This is a genomic window from Falsiroseomonas sp., from assembly GCF_041690465.1.
Taxonomy (GTDB): Bacteria; Pseudomonadota; Alphaproteobacteria; order Acetobacterales; family Acetobacteraceae; genus Falsiroseomonas.
Genome location: NZ_JAWLHG010000008.1, coordinates 33,848 through 54,708, shown reverse-complemented (window position 1 = coordinate 54,708; position 20,861 = coordinate 33,848). Strand labels below are relative to the sequence as shown.

General features: G+C 69.9%; 20 protein-coding genes. 10 read left to right on the top strand and 10 right to left on the bottom strand.

Annotated features, from left to right (window positions below):
- From ACESM1_RS10655 to ACESM1_RS10640, 4 genes are all read right to left on the bottom strand, one after another.
- On the bottom strand, positions 1–816 hold an 816-nt coding region (locus ACESM1_RS10655; protein ID WP_372619905.1), incomplete at its 3' end, for an outer membrane protein.
- 218 nt (positions 817–1,034) lie between these two features.
- A complete protein-coding gene (locus tag ACESM1_RS10650) occupies positions 1,035–2,156 on the bottom strand; it encodes a 5-(carboxyamino)imidazole ribonucleotide synthase (protein ID WP_372619904.1) in 1,122 nt (373 codons plus the stop codon).
- A complete protein-coding gene (purE, locus tag ACESM1_RS10645; protein ID WP_372619902.1) occupies positions 2,153–2,641 on the bottom strand; it encodes a 5-(carboxyamino)imidazole ribonucleotide mutase in 489 nt (162 codons plus the stop codon). The genes ACESM1_RS10650 and purE overlap by 4 nt, the downstream gene beginning before the upstream one ends.
- Positions 2,642–2,710: 69 nt before the next feature.
- Positions 2,711–2,911 carry a YdcH family protein gene (locus ACESM1_RS10640; protein WP_372619900.1) on the bottom strand — a complete coding sequence of 67 codons (201 nt, stop codon included), beginning with the start codon at positions 2,909–2,911 and terminating at the stop codon, positions 2,711–2,713.
- Positions 2,912–3,144: 233 nt separating this feature from the next.
- On the opposite strand from ACESM1_RS10640, the gene ACESM1_RS10635 reads away from it, so the two are divergent.
- The gene (locus tag ACESM1_RS10635) at positions 3,145–3,321 is read left to right on the top strand and encodes a YdcH family protein (protein WP_372619899.1); all 177 of its coding nucleotides are present in this window, start codon (positions 3,145–3,147) and stop codon (positions 3,319–3,321) included.
- A gap of 69 nt (positions 3,322–3,390) precedes the next feature.
- Here the strand turns inward: ACESM1_RS10635 and ACESM1_RS10630 are convergent, their stop codons facing one another.
- The gene (locus ACESM1_RS10630) at positions 3,391–3,957 is read right to left on the bottom strand and encodes a DUF1013 domain-containing protein (protein WP_372619897.1); all 567 of its coding nucleotides are present in this window, start codon (positions 3,955–3,957) and stop codon (positions 3,391–3,393) included.
- A gap of 142 nt (positions 3,958–4,099) precedes the next feature.
- On the opposite strand from ACESM1_RS10630, the gene ACESM1_RS10625 reads away from it, so the two are divergent.
- On the top strand, positions 4,100–4,288 hold the full coding sequence (locus tag ACESM1_RS10625; RefSeq protein ID WP_372619895.1) for a DUF1192 family protein: 189 nt from the start codon (positions 4,100–4,102) through the stop codon (positions 4,286–4,288).
- Positions 4,289–4,312: 24 nt separating this feature from the next.
- On the opposite strand, the gene ACESM1_RS10620 is transcribed toward ACESM1_RS10625, so the two are convergent.
- The gene (locus tag ACESM1_RS10620; RefSeq protein ID WP_372619893.1) at positions 4,313–5,863 is read right to left on the bottom strand and encodes a sensor histidine kinase; all 1,551 of its coding nucleotides are present in this window, start codon (positions 5,861–5,863) and stop codon (positions 4,313–4,315) included.
- 204 nt (positions 5,864–6,067) lie between these two features.
- Between ACESM1_RS10620 and ACESM1_RS10615 the strand changes: the two genes are divergently transcribed.
- A complete protein-coding gene (locus ACESM1_RS10615; RefSeq protein WP_372619891.1) occupies positions 6,068–7,513 on the top strand; it encodes an RAD55 family ATPase in 1,446 nt (481 codons plus the stop codon).
- Position 7,514: 1 nt separating this feature from the next.
- Positions 7,515–7,874, top strand: a complete 360-nt coding sequence (locus ACESM1_RS10610; protein WP_372619889.1) for a response regulator transcription factor — start codon at positions 7,515–7,517, stop codon at positions 7,872–7,874.
- Between the two features lie 143 nt (positions 7,875–8,017).
- Here the strand turns inward: ACESM1_RS10610 and ACESM1_RS10605 are convergent, their stop codons facing one another.
- Positions 8,018–8,491, bottom strand: a complete 474-nt coding sequence (locus ACESM1_RS10605; protein ID WP_372619888.1) for an Hsp20 family protein — start codon at positions 8,489–8,491, stop codon at positions 8,018–8,020.
- Between the two features lie 266 nt (positions 8,492–8,757).
- On the bottom strand, positions 8,758–8,985 hold the full coding sequence (gene rpmE / locus ACESM1_RS10600) for a 50S ribosomal protein L31 (RefSeq protein WP_372619886.1): 228 nt from the start codon (positions 8,983–8,985) through the stop codon (positions 8,758–8,760).
- 177 nt (positions 8,986–9,162) lie between these two features.
- Between rpmE and pdxY the strand changes: the two genes are divergently transcribed.
- Complete coding sequence (gene pdxY, locus ACESM1_RS10595) at positions 9,163–10,050, top strand: pyridoxal kinase PdxY (RefSeq protein WP_372619884.1); 888 nt, start codon at positions 9,163–9,165, stop codon at positions 10,048–10,050.
- A gap of 69 nt (positions 10,051–10,119) precedes the next feature.
- Here pdxY and ACESM1_RS10590 read toward each other — a convergent pair whose 3' ends face one another.
- Positions 10,120–12,084, bottom strand: a complete 1,965-nt coding sequence (locus ACESM1_RS10590) for a S8 family peptidase (RefSeq protein ID WP_372619883.1) — start codon at positions 12,082–12,084, stop codon at positions 10,120–10,122.
- Between the two features lie 807 nt (positions 12,085–12,891).
- The gene (locus ACESM1_RS10585) at positions 12,892–14,475 is read right to left on the bottom strand and encodes an ABC transporter substrate-binding protein (RefSeq protein WP_372619881.1); all 1,584 of its coding nucleotides are present in this window, start codon (positions 14,473–14,475) and stop codon (positions 12,892–12,894) included.
- A gap of 290 nt (positions 14,476–14,765) precedes the next feature.
- Here ACESM1_RS10585 and ACESM1_RS10580 point away from each other — a divergent pair, with 290 nt between their 5' ends.
- From ACESM1_RS10580 to ACESM1_RS10560, 5 genes are all read left to right on the top strand, one after another.
- Positions 14,766–15,068, top strand: coding sequence for a hypothetical protein (locus ACESM1_RS10580; protein WP_372619879.1), 303 nt, complete (start codon positions 14,766–14,768; stop codon positions 15,066–15,068).
- A gap of 99 nt (positions 15,069–15,167) precedes the next feature.
- A complete protein-coding gene (locus ACESM1_RS10575) occupies positions 15,168–16,163 on the top strand; it encodes a TAXI family TRAP transporter solute-binding subunit (RefSeq protein ID WP_372619878.1) in 996 nt (331 codons plus the stop codon).
- A gap of 28 nt (positions 16,164–16,191) precedes the next feature.
- Complete coding sequence (locus ACESM1_RS10570; RefSeq protein ID WP_372619876.1) at positions 16,192–18,102, top strand: TRAP transporter permease; 1,911 nt, start codon at positions 16,192–16,194, stop codon at positions 18,100–18,102.
- Positions 18,099–19,130 carry an amino acid ABC transporter substrate-binding protein gene (locus tag ACESM1_RS10565; protein ID WP_372619874.1) on the top strand — a complete coding sequence of 344 codons (1,032 nt, stop codon included), beginning with the start codon at positions 18,099–18,101 and terminating at the stop codon, positions 19,128–19,130. The genes ACESM1_RS10570 and ACESM1_RS10565 overlap by 4 nt, the downstream gene beginning before the upstream one ends.
- Positions 19,131–19,250: 120 nt before the next feature.
- Positions 19,251–20,852 carry a peroxidase family protein gene (locus ACESM1_RS10560; protein ID WP_372619873.1) on the top strand — a complete coding sequence of 534 codons (1,602 nt, stop codon included), beginning with the start codon at positions 19,251–19,253 and terminating at the stop codon, positions 20,850–20,852.
- Positions 20,853–20,861: the final 9 nt, after the last annotated feature.

Here is a 20,861-nt window from a genome sequence, read left to right as displayed (position 1 = left end):
GCGGGTGGAGTTCTGCGCGGCCTCGGCGATGATCTGGCGGGCGCGGTCGGTCAGGTCGGCGCGATCCCAGTCGAAGAAGACCAGGAAGGTGCGGGCCGGCGCCGGCGCGGCTGCTGGGGCAGGAGCCACCACCGGCGGCGGCGGGGCCGCGCCGAAGGCATAGCGGAGGCCGAGGAACAGGCTGTGGTTCATGTTGGTGAGCTCGGCGTTGCCGCGGGTCGCGCCGGCGGTGGCGTCGATCTCGGGGTTCAGCGTGCCCATGAACCGGTATTCGGCCGTCAGCGCCAGGCCGGGCGCGACGTCGTTCAGCGGCAGGGCGGCGCCGACGATCGCCTGGTAGGCGAACTGCCCGTTCGAGCCGTCCACCACCGCACCGGTGTTGCCGCGCAGGCCGTCGGCATCGGTCCAGACATAGCCAGCGCCAAGGCCGACATAGGGCTGCACCGGCAGGCCGAGGTCGAAGTCATACAGCGCGTTCGCCATCACACCGTAGGAGCGAACCGTGCCGCTGCCGCCCGTCACGCCGCCGAAGCCGGAAACGCTGTCCACTTCGTTCTCGCGGTAGTTGCCCTCGATCTCGGCGCGGACGCCGTTGCCGAAGCCGTAACCGAGGCTGATCACGCCGCCCCAGCCGAGGTTGAACTCGGCATTGCCCGAGCGCGGCGCGGCGAACTGGCTGCTGAGGTCGACGTCGCTTTCCATCAGCCAGTTGATGCCGGCGCCGGCACCCACATAGAAACCGCTGACCGGCTGGGCCTGCGCGGCGACCGGCAGAGCCAGCACCGTCGCGGCAAGAAGCGCCCTTTTGAGGCTCATCTGGGATTCTCCTCGGAATCTCGAACTGGGCACCGGTGCGGCTGAGGAAGGAGCCAATCTCGAAGCGGCAAGCCTTATGCCTGGCGCCGATCGCTCCAGCCCTCAGTCAGGGCGATGCATGAACCGGAACATATCACCGATTCGGTTCGCCGATACCTCCTGCGCAACGGAAATGGCGCAGTGTGGCGAAGCCGCAACAGCAGGGTGTCGCGCCCGCGCTACACCGGCGCGAGCGCTGCCGGATCGCCCGCCGAGGCCAGGCTTCCTTTCGCCAGTAGCCGCGTCGCATGGCCCAGCTTGCGGCCATCACGCGCTTCGGACTTGCCGTAGAGGTGCAGCGCAACGCCGGGTTGCGCCGCCAGATCCGGCCAGCGGGCGTAGGATTCGGGTCCGACCAGATTCTTCATCACGGCATCGTGATGTCGGGCGGGATCCGGCAGCGGCAACCCGGCCACCGCCCGCACATGCATCTCGAACTGCCCGCACAGGCAGGCATCCATCGTCCAATGGCCCGAATTGTGCGGCCGCGGCGCCATCTCATTGGCCAGCAGACGACCATCCGGCAGCAGGAACATCTCCAGGGCCAGCAGGCCGACCAGCCCGAGTCCGTCTGCCAGCCGCGCGACGTGGGCGCGAGCAGCCGAGGCCACCTCGGCCGGGACCTGGGCCGGGGCGATCGAGAGGTCGAGGATGTGGTGATGGTGGCGGTTCTCGGTGGCGTCGAAGGTCACCACCGCGCCATCCGCGCCGCGCGCGGCGATGGCCGAGATCTCGCGCTCGAAGGGGATGAAGGCTTCCAGGATCAGCGGCCGCGGCGCCAGCCTCTCCCAGGCCGGATCGAGATCCTCCGGCGCGCGCAACACCGCCTGGCCCCGCCCGTCATAGCCGAGCCGGGTGGTCTTCAGCACCGCCGGCAGGCCGAGGGCGGCGACCGCCGCCTCCAGATCGGCGCGGCTGGCGACCTCTCGCCAGGGGCCGACGGGCAGTCCGGCCGAGTCGAAGAAGCGCTTCTCCAGCAGGCGGTCCTGGCCGATGCGCAGCGCCTCCACCCCCGGCCGGCAAGGTACCAGGGGGGCGAGAATGTCGAGCGTGGCGGCGGGGACGTTCTCGAACTCGAAGGTCACCACGTCCACCGCGGCGGCGAAGGCGGAGAGTGCCGCGGCATCCTCATAGCCGGCGACACTGCGCGCGGCCGCCACCTGCATCCCCGGGCTGTCGGCCTCCGGCGCATAGACGTGGCAGCGATAGCCGAGCCGGGCCGCGGCCAGCGCCGACATGCGGCCGAGCTGCCCGCCGCCGAGGATGCCGATGGTCGAGCCGGGCGCCAAGGGCGAGGTCATGCCGGCATCTCCGGCACCGACTCCGTCTGCGCAGCGCGCCAGGCAGCGAGCCGCCGCGCCAGGTCGGGGTCGGCCAGGGCCAGGATGGCCGCGGCCAGCAGCGCCGCGTTCACCGCGCCGGCCCGCCCGATCGCCAGGGTGCCGACGGGGATGCCGGCCGGCATCTGGACGATGGAAAGCAGGCTGTCCATGCCCTTCAGCGCATGGCTTTCCACCGGCACGCCGAGCACCGGCAGCGCCGTCATCGAGGCCGCCATGCCCGGCAGATGCGCCGCCCCGCCGGCGCCGGCGATCAGCACCTTGAGGCCGCGGCCCTCGGCGGCGGCGGCGTAGTCGAACAGCCGGCGCGGGGTGCGGTGGGCGGAGACCACGCGCGCCTCATGCGGGACGCCGAGCTTCTGCATCGTCTCGGCCGCGTGGCGCATGGTCTCCCAGTCGGAGGTGCTGCCCATGATCAGCCCCACCAGGGGCGCCGCGTCGCTCATCTTGTCCAACCGTATCGGCTCATCGGGAGAGGGAAAGCGGCGCGGGCCTGGTCTGCCGGCCCCGGCGCATCAGGCGATCACGTCCGGGATCAGCCGGCTTTCGAGCCAGGCGATCTCGTCCTTGAGCTTGAGCTTGCGCTTCTTCAGGCGCTGCAGCTGCAGCGGATCCGCGCCCGACTCGCCCAGCCTGGCGATCACCGTGTCGAGGTCGCGGTGTTCGCTGCGCAGCTCGTGCAGGCGGCGGAGGAGGCTGTCGCGATCGGCCAGCATGCGCCCCCGGATCCAATCATGGTCGTTGCGGCGGCCGGGCTTCGTTAACCCTTGCGGGCGCAGGAAGGAACCGGCGGCGGGACGAAGAAATCCTGGACCCCGCCGACAGACGGCATAACATGGGTGTCGTGGGGGCAGAAGTGACGGATCGCGGGAGTTGGGCCCGGCGTCGAGTCCGGCCCTGCTACGCGACCTGCCACAGCCCCTGCGGACAACGGACAGGGATCGTGCGCATGCCAGAGTTCCCCCGCCTCCGCGCCCTCGAGGAGCGCCACGCCGCGCTGGAAGCCCGCATCAGCGAGGAGGACAACCGTCCCCGCCCCGATGCGGACCAGCTGTCCCGGCTGAAACGCGAGAAGCTGCGGCTGAAGGAGGAGATGGAACGGCTGAAGGGCCAACTCGTCCACTGAGTGGAAAGGGGGGCACCGCGACGGTGCCCCCGACCAGCCGGTTTCAGTCGGCGCGGCGCGTGCTTCGTTTCAGGCCGCGTCGTCGGTGGGAATAGGCGTGGTGTTGGTGGCCCCCGTCCGGGCATTCGCCGCGGCCACCGCCTCGTTCAGCGCAGTCTGCGTGCACAGGCCAAGGGTGACCGGATCGCGCGGCTTGATGTTCGCCATGTTCGGATGGCTCTTGTCGCGCACCTTCTGGATCGTCTCCTTGGTGGTGGCGAGCAGCTTGACGACCTGCGGGTCCGAGAGCTGGGGGAAGTTGCGCAGCAGCCAGGCGATGGCATCCGGCCGCTCCGTCCGCTTGGCCACAGGAATGTAGCGCGCGCCCTTGCCGCGGGGCTTGGGCAGGGGGATCGAGCTTTCGAGCAGGGTCAGCCGGGCGGAGGGGTCGGCCTCGGCGCGGGCGATCTCCTCGCGCGTCAGCTGGCCGTTCGCCACCGGGTCATAGCCGACGATACCCTGCGCGACCTCGCCATCCGCGATCGCCTGCACCTCCAGCGGGTGCATGCCGACGAAATCGGCGATCTGTTCGAAGGACAGCGAAGTCTTTTCGATCAGCCACACGGCGGTGGCCTTGGGCATCAGGGGCGTCTTCATCGGCTGGCCTTCGGGAATATCGGGACAGGACCGGGGCACATGCGGGCGCGAGCGCCAGCCGGGGCGCCCTTGCCTCGTCGCCATGGGATATAAGGACCGGATTGGGCCGGGTCAAAGCCCGGCGGTGCAAAGGGCGAAGGATATGGACGACCCCGAGGGCCCGCGGCCCGTCAACCGCTTCGCCCCACCGGTGATCGACCGCTGGGGCGTGGATGACCTGCGTGCCTATATCGCCGAGCTGCGCGAGGAGATCGCGCGCGCCGAGCGCGAGATCGGCAAGCGCCAGGCGAGCAAGGCGGCGGCCGACCTGTTCTTCCGGCCGCCCGGCTGAGCGCGCGACCGCCGCCGGGCCCGGTCAGGCCAGCCAGGCCCAGCTGGAGAGGCGGAACCGCATGCGCAGCACCAGCCCCTCGGGCCGATACTCCGTCTCCAGCCGGCCGCCGAGCTCGTTGACCACGCTGCGTTCCACCAGCCGCGTTCCGAAGCCCCGCCTCGGCGGCGCGGAAACCGGTGGCCCGCCATGCTCGCTCCAGGTGAGCGTGACCATCTGCGGCTCCTCTTTCGAGGCGAGCGACCATTCGACATGGATGCGCCCCTCGGGGGTGGAGAGCGCGCCGTGCTTGGCGGCGTTCATGGCCAGCTCGTGGAACACCGTATGCAGCGCGATGACCGCCTTCGGTGCCAGCGCAAGCTCCGGCCCGGTATTGGTCACCCGCGCGGCGCCGGTATCCTCGCCGAGGAACGGCGCGAGGGTCTGGCGGACGACGTCCGCCAGCAACGCCCCGCCGCCGCCGGTACGGGTCAGAATGTCCTGCGCCCGGCTGAGCGCCAGCAGCCGGCCCATGAGGGTTTTCCGTGCCTCGTCGAGCGACGAGGCGCCCTTCAGCGTGTAGGTGACGATCGCCTGGACTGCCGCATAGGCGTTCTTGACCCGGTGGTTCAGCTCCGCGAGCAGCAGCAGCTGGCGTTCGTCGGCGCGCCGCCGCTGCGTCACGTCGGTCAGCACGCCGAGCAGGTGGGTGATCCTGCCCTGCGTGTCGCGGAACGGTCTTCCCTGCACGCGAACCCAGCGCGGCGCGCCGTTGTCGGCGCGGCGGATGCGGAACTCGATCGCCCAGATCACCTCCCGCGCCATGGCGTCGCGGAAGCTCGCGGCCACCCTCGCCCGGTCCTCGGGGAGAATGCTCATGCGCAGCTCCGCCTCGGTCATCCGTCCCTGCGCGCCGGACAGGCCCAGGATCTCGTCGCAGACCGGGGATCGCTCGATTTCCCCGGTCGCGAGATTAATCTCCCAGGCGCCCTGGCGGCCGACATCGAGCGCCGCCCCCAGGCGGATCTGGACACGGCGGAGCTTCTCGTTCGCCGCCTTGAGCCGGCGGTTGGCCTCCTGCACTTCCCACGCGCTGCGCCGAATGGTCTCTTCGCGCGCGGCGTCACGATCGTTCGCGGCGGCGCTCCGTTCGAGCAGGACGTAGTCCGTCACGTCCTCCACGCGGTGCACGATGCGCGCCACCGATCCATCCGCGCGCAGCACCGGCGCGTTGATCGGACTCCAGTAGCGCGGATCGAAGCCCGGGCGCCCGTCACGCCGAGGGATATCGTATTTCTGCACAGCCATGGTGTCGGGCGCGCGCTGCGCCAGCACGCGCTCGAGCGAGGCGCGCAACTCCCGCACGCCGGTCGCCCCCGGATCGTCGGGCCTGTCGGGGAAGGCCTCGAAGATGCCGAGCCCGAGCAACTGCCCGCGCGCGCTGCCGGTCGCCGCCAGATAGGCGTCGGTCGCGGCGAGGATGGTGAAGCGCGGGGGATCGGCATCCAGCAGCAGGCAGGGGCTCGGCACCGCTTCGAAGGCGCTCTGGAAGTCGATGGCAGCTTCCGGCGCAGCCGGTCGGTTCGAGGGCATCATGGAACCGGCGTGCACCCGCTGGCTTGTTGCTCCGGTCGGATAACATCCGGGCGCCGGGTGCAGACAGGCCGCGTGCGGTTGATCTCGTGCCTGTGATAGGCGAATCCTGAGTTGTGTAGACAGCAGGCCGATTTGGTTGCGCATCGGCGAGAAGCGGGGTGAAGCGGCGTGGCGATCGCGGGCGGAGCGGACTTTCCGGCACGGATGCCGACAGGGATCGGCGGCGTGGATGCGGTGCTCGGCGGCGGCCTGCTGCGCGGCTCCGCCTACATCGTGCAGGGACCGCCCGGCGCGGGCAAGACGATCCTGGCCAACCAGATCTGCTTCAACGCCGCCGCTTCCGGTGAGCCGGCGCTCTATGTCAGCCTGCTGGCCGAGGCGCATGACCGGCTGCTGACCTACATGCGCCCGCTGCGCTTCTACGACGCGGCGCTGGTGCCCGAGCGGGTCTCCTACCTCAGCGCCTACCCGATCCTGGAGAAGGAAGGGCCCGGTGCGCTGCAGCGAATGCTGCTGGAGGAGGTGCGCCGGCGTGGTGCCCGTGTGGTGGTGCTCGACGGCCTGTTCGTCATCCATGATGCGTTCGGCAGCGAGCCCGCCTTCCGGCGCTTCGTGCATGAGATGCAGGGGCTGGCGAGCCTGGCCGGGTGCAGCCTGCTGATGCTCACCAACCAGGCCAGAAGCCGCGCCGCGCCGGAGCACACCATGGTGGATGGCTGGATCGAACTGCTGGACGAGATCCACGGGCTGCGCGCCGTGCGCGCCCTGGTGGTGCACAAGCAGCGCGGCTCGGCCTATCTGCGCGGGCGGCACCTCTACCGGATCACCGATGCGGGCATCACGCTGTTCCCGCGGCTGGAGGCGGCGCAGCCGTGCGAGCCGGATACGGCGCCACGGAACGGCCGGATCGGAAGCGGCATCGCGCAGTTCGACACCATGCTGATGGGCGGGTATCCGCCGGCTTCCTCGACCTTCCTGCTGGGGCCGTCCGGCTCCGGCAAGACGACCTTCGGCCTGCACTTCCTCGGCCGGTGCACGCCGGAGGAGCCGGGCCTCCTGTTCGGCTTCTACGAGACGCCGACGCGCCTGATGGTCAAGGCGCGCCGCATCGGCCTGGACCTCGAAGGGCTGGTGGCGCGCGGCGCCGTCGAGGTGATCTGGCAGCCCGATGCCGACAATCTGGTGGACGAACTCGGCCACCGGCTGATCACGGCCGCGCAGCGCCGGCGCGCCAAGCGGATCTTCGTGGACGGGCTCGGCTCGTTCGAGCGCGCGATGCTCCACAAACAGCGGCTGCCTGCCCTGGTGGCGGCGATCCACAACATCCTGCAGCCGCTCGGCGCAACCATCCTTTACAGCCGTGAGGTGCAGGAACTCGACATGCTCGAGCGGCTGCCCGACAGCGACCTTTCGACGATGGCGGAGAACCTGATCCTGTTCCACTACGCGCGGCAGGGGCGGCTGCTGCATCGCATGCTGTCGATCCTGAAGCTGCGGGACAGCGACTTCGACCCCTTCGCCGAGGAATTCCACATCACCCCGGACGGCGTGCGCTTCGGCCGGAGGCCGCTCGCGACCGCCCGCCCGGCGGAGGCCGACGAACTGCCGGATGTGCCTTCCCTCGGGGACACCCCGCCCACCGGCCCATGACATGAAGAAGATCATGGTGGTCGAGGACGAGATCGTCGTCGCGATGAGCGTCGAGATGGTGCTGGAGGCGGAGGGCTATGCGGTGGTGCTTGCCACTGACGGCCGCGAGGGGCTGCGGCTCGCGCATGACGAGCAGCCCGACCTGATCCTCACCGACCTCATGATGCCGCGGATGGATGGCGCCGCCATGGCCGCCCGGCTGCGGGAGCAGCAGGTGCGGACGCCCATCGTCATGATGACCTGGATCGCCGAGGATCGGCTGCCGCAGGCGCGGCGCGCCTTCCATGATGCCTTCCTGACCAAGCCGTTCAGCGACGAGCAACTTCTCGCCGTGGTACGGCGCCTGCTCGGGCCCGCCTGACGGGCTGGCCCGTCGGGCGTCGCCGTGCGGGTCAGGACGCTGCCCCGGACTGGACGGCGGTGCAGGCCAGGGTGCTGGCGCCGGGGCACGAAAAAGGCCGGCGGATCGCTCCGCCGGCCCCCGTTCAACTCAGAAGGTCAGGCTCAGGCGGCCTGCTTCGGCTGCTCCGCCTCGTTCGCCTCGATGGCGCGCGGGGCACGGCCCTGGATCGCGATGCGGCGCGGCTTCAGCGCCTCCGGCACCTGGCGCTTCAGCATGACGTGCAACAGGCCGTTCTCCAGGTTCGCGCCCTCCACCACGATGTGGTCGGCGAGCACGAAGCGGCGCTCGAAGGCACGGCCGGCGATGCCGCGATACAGCACGCGGCCCTCATCGGCCTGCTGCGGCGCCTTGCCGGCGACCGTCAGCGTGTTCTCGTGCACCGTCAGTTCGATGTCGTTCGGGCCGAAGCCGGCCACCGCCATGGTCAGCACGTAGCTGTCCTCGGCGGTCTTCTCGATGTTGTAGGGGGGATAGGCAGGACCCTCGGCCGCCGCCCGGGCGGTTTCGACGAGGCGGGCCATGCGGTCGAAACCGATCGCGGCGCGCATGAGGGGGGAAACGTCGAACGCATTCATCGATTGAGCTCCTTCGATCAGCAAGCTCGGTTGGTCCTGCGGATGACGGCCCATGGACCCCGCAAGGGCGGTCCTGCCGATCCGCGCCGGCGGCCCCGATCGGGCGCCTCCGGCGGCGACGCAGATGGAGTGGGCACGGGGCGGCTTCAAGACCCCGGTTGACTCCGGTTCGACCTCCGCCCTCCCGACGCTCGCGAGGCCCCTGCAACGCGAAGCGGCGCGCCCCTGGGGGCGCGCCGCTGGCCGGCACGATGCGGGCGGGAGCCTCAGCCCTTGCGCGAGCCGATGCCGGCGAAGCGCTTGTTGAACTTGGCGATCTGGCCGCCGGTGTCCACCACGCGCTGCTGGCCGGTCCAGGCCGGGTGCGACTTGGGGTCGATGTCGAGCCGCATGGTGTCGCCCGGATTGCCGTAGCAGGACCGCGTCTTGAACGTGGTCCCATCCGTCATGATGATGTTGATCTCGTGGTATTCGGGATGGATGTCGGGCTTCATGGCAGGGCTCGCACGCAATGGGCCCGCCGACGGCGACCGGCAGGCACGGGAGACGGGCGTATAGGGGAGGGCAGGGCGCGGTGCAACTGCGCCGGCGGCTGCCCGGCGGCGGCGAATTGACCGTGGCCGGGCGCGGTCCTAGCGTCCGCGCCCTTGCCGCCGGCCGGAGCAGCGCGCGTGAACCAGGCGACCTCGCCTTCGGACGCTGGTCGTCCGCTCAACATCCTGTCGATTCAGTCCTGGGTCAGCTACGGGCATGTCGGCAACGCCTCCGCCGTGTTTCCGCTGCAGCGGCTCGGTGCCGAGGTCTGGGCGGTGAACACCGTGCAGTTCTCCAATCACACCGGCTACGGCGCCTGGCGCGGCAGCGTGTTCGGCGCCGAGCTGATCCACGAGCTGGTGGAAGGCATCGCCGAGCGTGGTGCGCTGCCGCGCTGCGACGCGGTGCTCTCGGGCTACATGGGCGCGGCGGAGATCGGCGAGGCGATCCTTGCCGCGGCGGGGCGCGCCAAGGCGGCGAACCCGGCGGCGATGTATTGCTGCGACCCGGTGATCGGCGATGTCGGGCGCGGCGTCTTCGTCCGCCCCGGCATCCCCGAGTTCATGCGCGACCGCGCGTTGCCGGCCGCCGACATCGTCACCCCGAACCAGTTCGAGCTGGAATGGCTGACCGGCCGCGAGGTCCGCTCGCTGGAGGGCGCAAAGGCCGCGGTGGCGGCGCTGCAGGCGCGGGGGCCGCGCTGCGTGCTGGTGACCTCGCTGCGGACCGAGGCGACGCCGGATGACGCGATCGAGCTGCTGGCCGGGGAGGGCGGCGAATTCTGGCGTCTGCGCACGCCGCTGCTGCCGCTCAGCATAAACGGGGCGGGAGATGCGATCGCCGCGCTGTTCCTGTTCCACCGGCTGCGCTGGGGCGAGGCGCGGGTGGCGCTCTCGGCCGCCGCATCCTCCATATACGGATTGCTTCGGCGGACGGCTGAGGCACGCTCGCGCGAGATCCTGACCGTCGCCGCGCAGGAGGAGTTCGTCACGCCGAGCCGGGTGTTCCGCGCGGAGCCCTGCTGACGCGGAAGGGCCTGGGCGGCGATGCGGTGCGAGGCCCAGCCTCGCACCACCTGGCCACCCTGCGCCTCGCTAGACGATGATGAGGTCCGACTGCGAGAGTGCGCCAGGCGCTGCCCCGACGACGAGGGCGATCATCTCGTCGTAGCGGGTGTAGGTGCCGGTGCCGTCGGTATCCAGGAAGATGCCGGTGCCGGTGAAGCCGTCCCGGGTGAAGTTCTCGCGGAAGAAGTACTCGCCCGCGCCACCGGCGACCTGCATCTTGTCGCCCGCCTCGAAATCCATGATGCGCGCGTGGTGGTTCATGCCGGCCTGGGTGGCCTTGCCGTCGTCGTAGAACACGCCGCGCGCGTCGCCGAGGACGAAGACATCGTTGCCCGCGCCGCCGGTCAGCACGTCCAGCGTGCCATGGCCGAGGCGCCTGTCGCCGCTCTCTGGCACGCCGGAGATGGTGTCGCCGCCGGCGGTGCCGGTGAGCGTGTCACTGCCGGTGGTGCCGTAGATGAGAACGCCCTGCGGCTCGTCGGTCGGCGCGGGATCGGTGGTCGGCGCCGGTTCGGGCGCCGGCTCCGGTTCCGGCTCGGGGGTCGGTTCCGGCTCTGGCGCCGGCGCCGTCAGCTGGTCGAGGTTGAGCATCTTGTCGAGGTCGAGACGCCCGCCGCTGGCCACCTTGCCGGCCAGCGAGTCGGTGGGGGCGGCCGAGTTCAGCAGCGCCGCCCGGATCTCCGCCGCGGTCGCATTGGGATTGAGCGACGCATAGAGCGCGACCGCGCCGGTGACGTGCGGCGCGGCCATCGAGGTTCCGCTCATCCCGCCATAGCCGCCATTCGAGGTGGTGGAGACGATGCCCTCGCCGGGTGCGGCGATGTCCACCGATTGCGTGCCGTAGTTGGAGAACCAGGACAGCCCGCCGCTGCCGTTGATGGAGGCGACGGAGATCACCGCCTCGTAGCCCGCGGAGCCCATGGTGCTCATCGAGGCCGGGTAGATCGGGGTGCTGTCGGTGTTCCGGGAATTGTTGCCGGCGGAGGCGACGGTGAGAATGTTGGCCTGCGCGGCGCGGTCGATCGCACCCTGCAGGGACGAGCTGTAGGAGCTGGTGCTCCAGGAATTGTTGGTCGCGACGAAGTCCTGCCCCACCGCCTTCTTGCTGGCGTTGGTGAAGTAGTCGAGCGCCTGCACGGCGCGGGAGACGTAGCCACCGCCATCCGCGCCGGCATATTTCAGCGCCACCATCGAGGTGGCCCAGTTCACGCCGGCCACGCCGACGCCATTGCCGCCGACCGCGCCGATCGTGCCGGCGACATGCGTGCCGTGGCCGTTGTCGTCCCAGGGGTCGTTGTCGCCGTTCCAGAAGTCCCAGCCGACCAGGTCGTCTCGGAAGCCGTTGGCGTCCTCGTCGGTGCCGTTCTCCCACCGCGTGTCGTTCAGCAGGTCGCCGGCGTCGATGTAGCCGTTCTTGTTGATGTCGGTGACGTAGGAGGCATTGGCGCCCTGGTTCAGGTCACGGAAGGTGATCAGGCCATCGCTGTCCGTATCGACCAGGTTCTTCTTGAACGAGACCGGGATTTCTCCCTGGTTCAGCCAGATGTTCATGTACAGATCCACATGGCTGTAGTTGATGCCGGTATCCACCACGCCGGTGACGACCTTCATCGAGCCGGTGACGCCGGCCGACCAGGCTTCGCCCGCCTGGCTGCCGAACTGGTTCACCACCTCCGTCGAATCGCCGTACATCCCCCACAGCGAGCCGTTGGTGTAGCTGGTGTCGTTGGCGATGGTCGCCAGCGCGGTCACCGCATCCGCCACGTCGTCGGCGCCGGACGAAGCTTCGCCGCCCTGCGGCCCTTCCGTCGCCACGCTGGACGGTGCTTCCGGCAGTGCCAAGGCCGGCGGCACGCCGGCAGGCGTCTGGACCTCTCCTGGCCGCTGGTCGGGAGCGGTGCCGGGCATGCTGCCAGCGACATCCTCCTCCCCGTCCTCCGCCCATCCTGGCGCGGTGAAGATCAGCTTTCCGGTGTACCCAGTCTGCGACATCGGCCGATCATCCCCTCTTCATAACGAGCTGCGCCACAGTGATCGAAAGGAGTTAACGAAGTCTCGCGCGGGATATTCCACTCGCGAGGCTTCTTGCATGGCTTGTCTCGTGGCGGACAATCGGCATGCTGGCCATCGCGGTCAATGACCAGGTGTGTAAATACAACACTAAGATGCAAATGCTTTTGCGGTCCTACATGCTCGAACTTGTATGATTGCGAGATGTTGGCAGACGAGGCAGAAACGAAACTTAGTGACTACAATTTATGTTCAGAGATGTTTCCTTGCATTGTAGGGCAGCACCAGGCTGCGCAGTCGCGCCGTGGGCCAGGAGCAGAGCCCGTGCCGCAGCGTGGAAAGGGAGGAGGAAGTGGCGCGGTGCTCGCCTGCGGCGAGCGCTCGCCGCGTGGTCAATCGATGCGCCGAGGCCGAGCGCTTCTGACGCGGCCCCGCCAATGTCGCAGGAGCATGCAGACCGTCATCCGCAACGCCGCGCGCACCCGGCCGGGCTCACGACCTGCCGGCGCATGTCGTCCTCGATCAACGGCAGTTCTGCGCGGCATTGCTTCGCCCGCAGTCACCACCGATCCCAGCGCGATCATCGCGCGGTCTGGTGAGACGTCCGGCCCATGGCCGGCTACCGATGCTCACATCAGGGACGGCGTATCGGCCGCCGCACCAATCTCCGACGCTGCTCTTTCGAACAACGGATCATCGGCGCCGCAGATGGGCGGTTGGTGCAGCGCGCGAGGCTCCATCAGCGCCGGCGCATCGGCCGGCGGCGCTGCCCTGCCAGGGGCGGGCGGGTCAGCCCCGCCGAAGGTTGATCGGCAGCGTCATGCCCTTCTGATGGCCGGTGATGTTCCGCCGCCATGCAGCATGGATGAAGTACTGGCCAAGCGGGATGTGTGGCAGATCCTGCCACAGCGCCGCCTGGATCCGTCGCGCGATCGCCTTCTGCGCATCGAGGTTCGGCGCGCCGAGCCATCCCTCGCGCAGCGCCTCCAGCGTCGGGCTGGTCGGCCAGCCGAACCAGGCCTGGCGGCCATTCGCGCGCAGCAACGGATGAACGCCGGGATTGCCGAGGTCGATGCCGCCGAACAGCACGATCAGCGCGTTCCAGCCGCCCTGGCCCGGCGGCTCCTGGCGGGAGCGGCGCTGCAGCACCGTTCCCCAGTCGCTGGTCGCGCTCTCGGCATTGAGGCCGCTGCGCTTCAGCGCATCCACCGCGACCGTGGTGAGCGCGTTGTTGTTCACCACATCGGTCGGGTGCAGCACGATGACGCGCTCGTTCGCGTAGCCGGCGGCACGCAGCGCCTCGCGCGCGGCGTCGAAGCTTCGAGGGCCCATCAGCGCCTGGATGCCTTCATCGTTCGCCAGCGGCGAAGCTGTGGGGAAGGCGCCGATGCCGTCCGTCCACAGGCTGCGGTCGTCGCCCATGATCGAGGTCATGTAGTCCGACTGGTTGATCGAATGCAGCAGCGCGCGGCGGATCGCCGGATTGTCGAAGGGGGGATGCAGGTGGTTGAAGCGCAGATGCGCGATGGTGCCGCCGGTGTCGATGCGGTCCACGACGATGTCGCGGTGGCGGCGCAGCACGGCGCGCAGGTCTGGCGCGACCTGCTCGTACATGTCGATCTCGCCGGCCTGCAGCGCCGCGGCAACAGTGCCGGGATCGGGGATCCAGTTGAACTCGACGCGCTCGAAATGGCCGATCTTGGCGCCGCCGAGCAGGCTGGGCGGGCGCGGATTCGGCACATAGCCCTCGAACCTGCGGTAGACCGCCCGCGCACCCGAGAGCCGTTCCTCCGCGACGAAGCGGTAGGGGCCGGAGCCGACCACCTCGGTGAAGGGCCGCGCCGGGTCCACCGTGGCGAAGCGCTCGGGATAGACGAAGCAGGGATAGCTGCTCGGCTTGCCGAGCGCCTCCAGCATCGGACCGAAGCGCTGCTTCAGGCGGATCTCGACGCGCCGGTCATCGAGCGCGCGCATCCCCTCCGTGCGTGCGCGCAGCGTCTGGCCGAGCGTGTCGCGTGCCGACCAGCGCGCGATGGAGGCCACCGCGTCGGCGGCGCGGATGGGCTCGTTGTCGTGGAAGCGGATGCCCTCGCGCAGGGTGAACACCCAGCGCAGGCCGTCGTCTTCGACGACGTGGCCCTCGCAGAGCTGCGGGCGCATTTCGAAGTTCTCGTCCGGCCCGTAGAGCGTGTCCCAGCACATATGGCCGTGGTTGCGCACGCCGTAGCTGGTGGTGCTCATCGGATCGACGGCCGTCACATCGGCCTGCGGCATGTAGCGGAAGGTCGTGGCGGCTGCGCCCTGCGCCAGCGCCGGCATGCATGGTGCGGTCGCGGCGGCGGCGAGACCGGAAAGCAGGGTGCGGCGGCGCATGGTGTCCTCGGCGGGCTGGATGGGCAAGCATGGCGTAGCTGCGGGACTGCGCGCAACCGTTGCCGCAGGCTTGAAGCGGCGCGCCGGCAGGGCCAGTTCCAGCGCTCCGGTCCGGGCCCCTCTGGCGTATCGTTCACGACGACGATGCGCGATGTCGGACCTCCGCCTTGCGGTGCCTCCCCGGCAGCCGCGACCTGGAGGAGCGGCGCCATGGCGCTCGAGACTGTTATTCCCCGCTTGAGGGCCTTCGCCCTGCAGCCGCGCTCCTGCCGGCGGTCCGGCGGCGCGCCATGATCGAGGCCGTGATCGCATGGCTGGTCGCCACCTTCCTGCTCGGCCCTTTACAGGAGGGCATGGCCGATCGGCTGGCCGCGGCGCGGGCCCCGGCGGCCGTGGTGGAGCAGGTGGCGCGCTGCGTCGCGGACTCGGCGCCGCAACTCGTCGCTCGGGCCGGTGCCGATCCGTGGTGGGCGATTTCCACCGCTGTCGGCGCCTGGAGCGGCACCATTGCGCCCGAGGCGGCGCTGCGCGATGCCGTCCCCGGCTGTGCGCCCGCCCTTGCGGCGGCGCGGCCCTTCCTCGGCGGAAGCTGACCGCCGGGAGTCATTGCGGCTTCTCCATCTCTGCAGCGGTTGCAGCCTGCGCGCCTCGCCGCGCATGATGCTCAACCGGGGAAGCAAGGGAGACGCCTCATGCCCGTTTTCGTTTCGCGCCGCGCCGCATTGTTCGCCACCGCGGGCGCCCTGTCACTGCCCGCGCTCCGCACGGCGCAGGCGCAGCAGACCTTCGAGTGGGTCGCGGGTTCGGTGGGCGGTGGCTGGTACACCATGGCCGCCGGCCTCTCCGCGCTGATCGCGGAGGAGAATCCGGCGATCCGCATCCGCGTGGTGCCGGGCGGCGGGCTGGCCAATTCCACCCGCGTCAACAACAACCAGTCGCCGATCGGCTGGGGGATCGACGCCTTCGCCGCCGCCGCCGCCCGCGGCGAGGACCCCTACAACCGCAAGCATGAGGACCTGCGCAGCCTCGGCACCGGCTACAGCCCGACCGAGCACAACCTGCTCCGCACGGCGGAAGGGCCGGAGGACATGCGGGCCATCCTGACGCAGCGCGGCCTCAAGATCGCCGCCCCCCAGCGCAGCAGCACCGACGAGATGACGCTGCAGCGCATCCTGCGCTTCCTCGGCACATCCCCGGACCAGATCCGCAGCAATGGCGGGCGCTACCTGAACGGCAGCTACGCCGATATCGGCGCCGCCTTCGCCGACGGCCAGGTGGACTACATGTACGCCGCGCTCGCCAAGCCGGCGGCGCTGCTGACCGAACTCGGCCAGGGCCGCCGCGCCGCGCGGCTGGTCGGCTTCCCCGACGACATCCGCAAGCACCTGATCGACACCTACGCCTACAACGAGGGCGTGCTGCCGGCGGGCACCTATCCGACGCTGCAGACCGGCCCGCTGACGGTGACGACCATGGACAGCGTGATCATGGTGCACAAGGACGTGCCGGACGACGTCGCGTACGGCATCACCCGGACGCTGATCCGCAACCGCGGCCAGCGCCTCACCTCGATCCATGCCAGCATGGGCGCCTTCGACCCGGCCAAGGCCTGGCGCTACCAGGGCGTGCCGCTGCACCCCGGCGCCGCCCGTGCCTTCCGCGAGGCGGGCGTGATGCCGCCGGCCTGATCCGGCCTGCTGCCCGGCGGGCCGCGCCTTGCGTGATCTCCAGGGCCCGCTGAGGGCCCTCTGCTGGAGTTGGGCCGCGGCAGCCGCCGCGGTCCACCTCTATTTCGGCGGCACGGGATTCCCCGAGCCGATCCAGATGCGCGGCTTCCACCTGCTGGTGTTCACGCCGCTGCTGTTCCTGCTCTACCCCGCGACGAAACGCTCGCCGATGCATCGCCCGACCGTCCTCGACTGCGTCTGGGCGGTGGCCGCCGGCGTGCCGCATGCCTGGGTAATGTGGAACTGGATGGCGGTGGCCGACCGCATGGAATACGTGGACGAGTTCACGCCGACGATGATGGTGCTCGGCACCATCGCCATCATCACCCTGCTGGAGGCGATCCGCCGCGCGGTGGAGCCGGGGCTGGCGATCATGGTCGCGATCTCGCTCGCCTACATGCAGTGGGGCTGGCTGGTGCCCGGCGTGCTGAATGCGCGTCCCTTCTCGCCGGAGGAGATCGTCGAGTCCGCCTGGCTGGTTCCTACCGCGGGCGGCGTCTATGGGCCGCTGACCGGCATCGTCTCCACCATCATCGCGGTCTTCATCCTGTTCGGTGCCTTCCTGCAGCACAGCGGCACCGGACGGCTGTTCTCGAATTTCGGTGCTGCCGTGGCGGGGCGCTATTCCGGCGGGCCGGCCAAGGTGGCGGTGGTCACCTCCGGGCTGTTCGGGACGATGAGCGGCAGCAGCGTCTCCAACGTCATCACCACCGGCTCGATGACCATCCCGCTGATGATCCGCACCGGCTACCGCCCCGTCGCCGCCGGCGGCATCGAGAGCGCGGCAAGCGTGGGCGGGCTGCTGATGCCGCCGGTGATGGGTGCCGCCGCCTTCGTGATGGCCGAGATCACCAACATCCCCTACGGCCAGATCATTGTCGCCGCCGCGATCGGCGCGGTGCTGTACTTCTTCGCCATCCTTGCCGCCGTGCATTTCGAGGCGCGGCGCATGGGCTTGGCGCCGATGCCGATGAAGGAAATCCCGGCCTGGCGCGAGGTGCTGGCGGATGCGCACCTGGTGCTGCCCATCATCGTGCTGGTCTGGCTGATGATGGAGCGCTGGTCAGGCAACTTCGCCGCCTTCTGCGCCACCGCCTCGATGGTTGCCATCGCGCTGCTGCGGGCGCGCACGCGGATGGGGCCGGTGGCGATCTTCCGCGCCTTCGCGCATGCGGGCTTCACCATGGCGCCGCTGGCGGTGACCATCGCGGGCGCCGGCATCGTGGTCTCGGCGCTGACCGCGACAGGCATGGTCGTGGCGTTCGGCGGCATCATCAAGCAGCTGTCGGGCGGGCATCTCGCGCTGCTGCTCACGCTGCTGGCGCTGACGGTGCTGGTGCTGGGGATGGGCGTGCCGACGACGCCCGCCTACATCATCGCGGCCGCGATCGGCGTGCCGCAGGTGCTGGAACTCGGCCAGGCGCTCGGGGTGGATCCGCTGCAGGCGCATCTGTTCGTCTTCTACTTCGCGGTGATCGCCGATGCGACGCCGCCCGTCGCTGCCGCCGCCTTCGCCGCCGCTGCCATCGCCAAGGCAAGCCCGCTGCTGACGGCGCTGCATGCCTCGCGCTACGGCATCGCCGGCTTCACCGTGGGCTTCGCCTTCATCTACGACCCGGGCATCATGCTGCGCGGCAGCCTGGCGGCGATCTCGCTCGCCACCGCGATACAGGTGGTGGCGCTGACGCTGATCACCGCCGGCTTCGCGGGCTTCCTGCTGGCGCCCCTCGGCACGGCGCTGCGCGTGCTGCTGGCCAGCGCCGGGCTGACGGCGGCGTTCGGCCATATGCTCACCGACACCACGCGCCTGCTGGTCGGCGCGTGCATACTCGCCGCGGTGGCGGCGGTCCAATGGGCGGCGGCACGCACCGCGCCCGCACGACAGGGAGAAGAGAGATGATCCGACGCGGCCTGCTTGCCCTCGGTGCGACGCTTGCCGTCGCATTGCCGGCTATGGCGCAGACCATGGCGCCCGCCGGGCCGACCCTCGCCGCCACGCGCAGCAAGGGCGTGGTGGATTGCGGCGCGCATCCCGGCGCGGCCGGCTTCGGCGTGGCCGACAGCCGCGGCGAATACCAGGGCCTCGATGCCGATATCTGCCGCGCCGTCGCCGCCGCGATCTTCGGCGATGCCAGCAAGGTGCGCTTCACCGTGGTGACCTCCGCCGCACGGCTGCCGGCGCTGCAGGCCGGCCAGATCGACCTGCTGCCGCGCACCACCACCTGGACCCAGTCCCGCGACACCGCCAACGGGCTGAACTTCACCGCCGTCACCTTCTACGACGGGCAGGGCTTCATGGTGCGCCGCGCCTCGGGCGTGACGCGTGCCAGCGAGCTGGAAGGCGCTTCCATCTGCGTCACCTCCGGCACCACAAACGAGCTGAACCTGGCCGACTGGGCGCGCAGCAACCGCATGAACATCCGCCCCGTGGTGTTCGAGCAGAATGACGAGACGCGCATCGCCTACGCCAGCGGGCGGTGCGATGCCTTCAGCACCGATGCCAGCCAGCTTGCCGGCACCCGCACCACCTTCCCGCGGCCGGAGGAGCACATGGTGCTGCCGGACATCATCTCGAAGGAGCCGCTGGCGCCGGCGGTGCGGCATGGCGACGACCAGTGGTTCGATATCGTGCGCTGGACCATCTACGCCCTGATCGAGGCGGAGGAGCTCGGCATCACCCGGGCCAATGTGGACGAGATGCTGAACAGCCCGCGGCCGGAGGTGCGGCGCCTGCTCGGCGTCACCGGCGACCACGGGCCGTTCATGGGGCTTGAGCGGCGCTGGGCCTACAATGCGATCAAGGCGATGGGGAATTACGGCGAGATCTTCGAGCGCCACCTCGGGCGCGATTCGCCGATCGGGCTGCCGCGCGGGCTGAACGATCTGTGGACGCGGGGTGGGCTGATGTACGCGATGCCGGTGCGGTAGGCGCGGGCGGGGGCGCGGCGGCAGCGCCCCCGCTCGCATCTGGAAAAGTATTCAGTATACTTTCAAGAGCGGCAAGTCCTAGGCTCCGCAGCCGGAGGAGATGCGGACAAGGACCGACCGATGCAAGCTGGGCATGGCAAGCACCTGCGCGGACTCGAGGAGGGGGCGCGCCGGACGCAGAGCTTCGGCCGCTTCGGCCAGATGTTTCCGGACCTCGAGGCGCTGGAGGTTGATGACGACCGGCTCGCGAAGCTGGCCGCCACGATGGTCGATGTCGGGCAGTCCGGCGACAACCGCAACATCCCGGCCGGCTACACCTATCTTGGCCAGTTCATCGACCACGACATCACCTTCGACACCTCGGGCCTCGGCGAGAAGGTCAACGATCCGACCGCGGTGCTCAACTTCCGCTCGCCGCGGCTCGACCTCGACAGCGTCTATGGGCGCGGGCCTGCGGACCAGCCCTTCCTCTATGACCGCGTCGATCCCCGCAAGCTGGCCGTCGGTGTCACGGGGCCTGGTGGCGAGCCGCGCGGGCCTGGCGGCCGGCGCATCCGTGCGGGCCTGCCCAACGACCTGCCGCGCAGCCGCGAAGGGCTGGCGATCATCGGCGACCCGCGGAACGACGAGAACCTGCTGGTCGCGCAGACCCACCTCGCCCTACTGAAGTTCCACAACGCGGTCGTAGACCGGATCGACCGCGCGGGCACCGCAAACCCCGACCAGGTGTTCGAGGAGGCGCGCCGCACCGTGCGCTGGCACTACCAGTGGCTCGTCCTGCACGACTTCCTTGACCGGCTGGTGGACTTCAACGACGTGCACGACGTTCTGACGAACGGACGGAAGCATTACCTCTTCGAGCGGCAGAGCGAGTACGCGGACCCCTACATGCCCGTCGAGTTTTCCGTCGCCGCCTATCGGCTGGGCCACTCGATGGTGCGGGAGGACTACAGCCACAACCGGGTCTTCCGTCCCGGCGCCGGGCCCTCGACCTTCAGCTTCCTGTTCCACTTCAGCGGCCTCTCCGGCGGCATCGTCGGCGAGCGGGTCGGCGAGCCGGACATCGTGGCGAAGCTCAGGCTGCCGAAGCTGAAGCTTGCCGACGGATCGGAGGTCGACCCCTTCCCGTTGCCGAACCTGCCGGGCGACTGGGCCATCGACTGGAACCGCTTCTACGAGATCGGCGTATCCAAGGCGCCGCCGCAGGGCGCCGAACCGCCAGCCAACGAGTTCAGGCTGAACTTCTCGCGCCTGATCGACCCCTACCTCGTGCCGGCGCTCCACGACCTGCCCGGCGGCGGCGGCAACCTCGCGCACCGCAACCTGCAGCGCGGCGTGAAGATGCATCTGCCGAGCGGCCAGGCCGTTGCCGGCGCCATGGGCATCGCGCCGCTGACACCGGCGGAGATCGCATCCAGCGGCCCGGACGGCGCAAAGGCGAAGGAGCTCGGCCTGCATGAGAAGACGCCGCTCTGGTACTACATCCTGAAGGAGGCGCAGCTGAGGGGCGATGGCGGGAACCGGCTCGCGGGAGTCGGCAGCCGCATTCTCGCCGAGGTATTCGTGGGGCTGCTGGAAGGCGATTGTGAATCCTACCTGCGCCAGGACCGCAACTGGAAGCCGGCGCTGCCATCGCAGCACGCCGGCACCTTCACCATGCCCGACCTGCTGCGCTTTGTCGGCGACCTCGACCCGGTGAACGAGCCGACCAGCTTCGAATGAAGCGGCAGC

Bases quoted from the DNA above. Each gene is read 5' to 3' on its own strand.
- rpmE (WP_372619886.1), bottom strand. From the start codon at position 8,985: ATGAAGCCCGACATCCATCCCGAATACCACGAGATCAACATCATCATG.
- ACESM1_RS10585 (WP_372619881.1), bottom strand. From the start codon at position 14,475: ATGCGCCGCCGCACCCTGCTTTCCGGTCTCGCCGCCGCCGCGACCGCA.
- ACESM1_RS10590 (WP_372619883.1), bottom strand. From the start codon at position 12,084: ATGTCGCAGACTGGGTACACCGGAAAGCTGATCTTCACCGCGCCAGGA.
- ACESM1_RS10625 (WP_372619895.1), top strand. From the start codon at position 4,100: ATGGACGACCCCGAGGGCCCGCGGCCCGTCAACCGCTTCGCCCCACCG.
- ACESM1_RS10580 (WP_372619879.1), top strand. From the start codon at position 14,766: ATGATCGAGGCCGTGATCGCATGGCTGGTCGCCACCTTCCTGCTCGGC.
- ACESM1_RS10610 (WP_372619889.1), top strand. From the start codon at position 7,515: ATGAAGAAGATCATGGTGGTCGAGGACGAGATCGTCGTCGCGATGAGC.
- ACESM1_RS10630 (WP_372619897.1), bottom strand. From the start codon at position 3,957: ATGAAGACGCCCCTGATGCCCAAGGCCACCGCCGTGTGGCTGATCGAA.
- ACESM1_RS10615 (WP_372619891.1), top strand. From the start codon at position 6,068: ATGCCGACAGGGATCGGCGGCGTGGATGCGGTGCTCGGCGGCGGCCTG.
- ACESM1_RS10640 (WP_372619900.1), bottom strand. From the start codon at position 2,911: ATGCTGGCCGATCGCGACAGCCTCCTCCGCCGCCTGCACGAGCTGCGC.
- ACESM1_RS10620 (WP_372619893.1), bottom strand. From the start codon at position 5,863: ATGATGCCCTCGAACCGACCGGCTGCGCCGGAAGCTGCCATCGACTTC.
- ACESM1_RS10650 (WP_372619904.1), bottom strand. From the start codon at position 2,156: ATGACCTCGCCCTTGGCGCCCGGCTCGACCATCGGCATCCTCGGCGGC.
- ACESM1_RS10560 (WP_372619873.1), top strand. From the start codon at position 19,251: ATGCAAGCTGGGCATGGCAAGCACCTGCGCGGACTCGAGGAGGGGGCG.
- ACESM1_RS10605 (WP_372619888.1), bottom strand. From the start codon at position 8,491: ATGAATGCGTTCGACGTTTCCCCCCTCATGCGCGCCGCGATCGGTTTC.
- purE (WP_372619902.1), bottom strand. From the start codon at position 2,641: ATGAGCGACGCGGCGCCCCTGGTGGGGCTGATCATGGGCAGCACCTCC.
- ACESM1_RS10635 (WP_372619899.1), top strand. From the start codon at position 3,145: ATGCCAGAGTTCCCCCGCCTCCGCGCCCTCGAGGAGCGCCACGCCGCG.
- ACESM1_RS10575 (WP_372619878.1), top strand. From the start codon at position 15,168: ATGCCCGTTTTCGTTTCGCGCCGCGCCGCATTGTTCGCCACCGCGGGC.
- ACESM1_RS10565 (WP_372619874.1), top strand. From the start codon at position 18,099: ATGATCCGACGCGGCCTGCTTGCCCTCGGTGCGACGCTTGCCGTCGCA.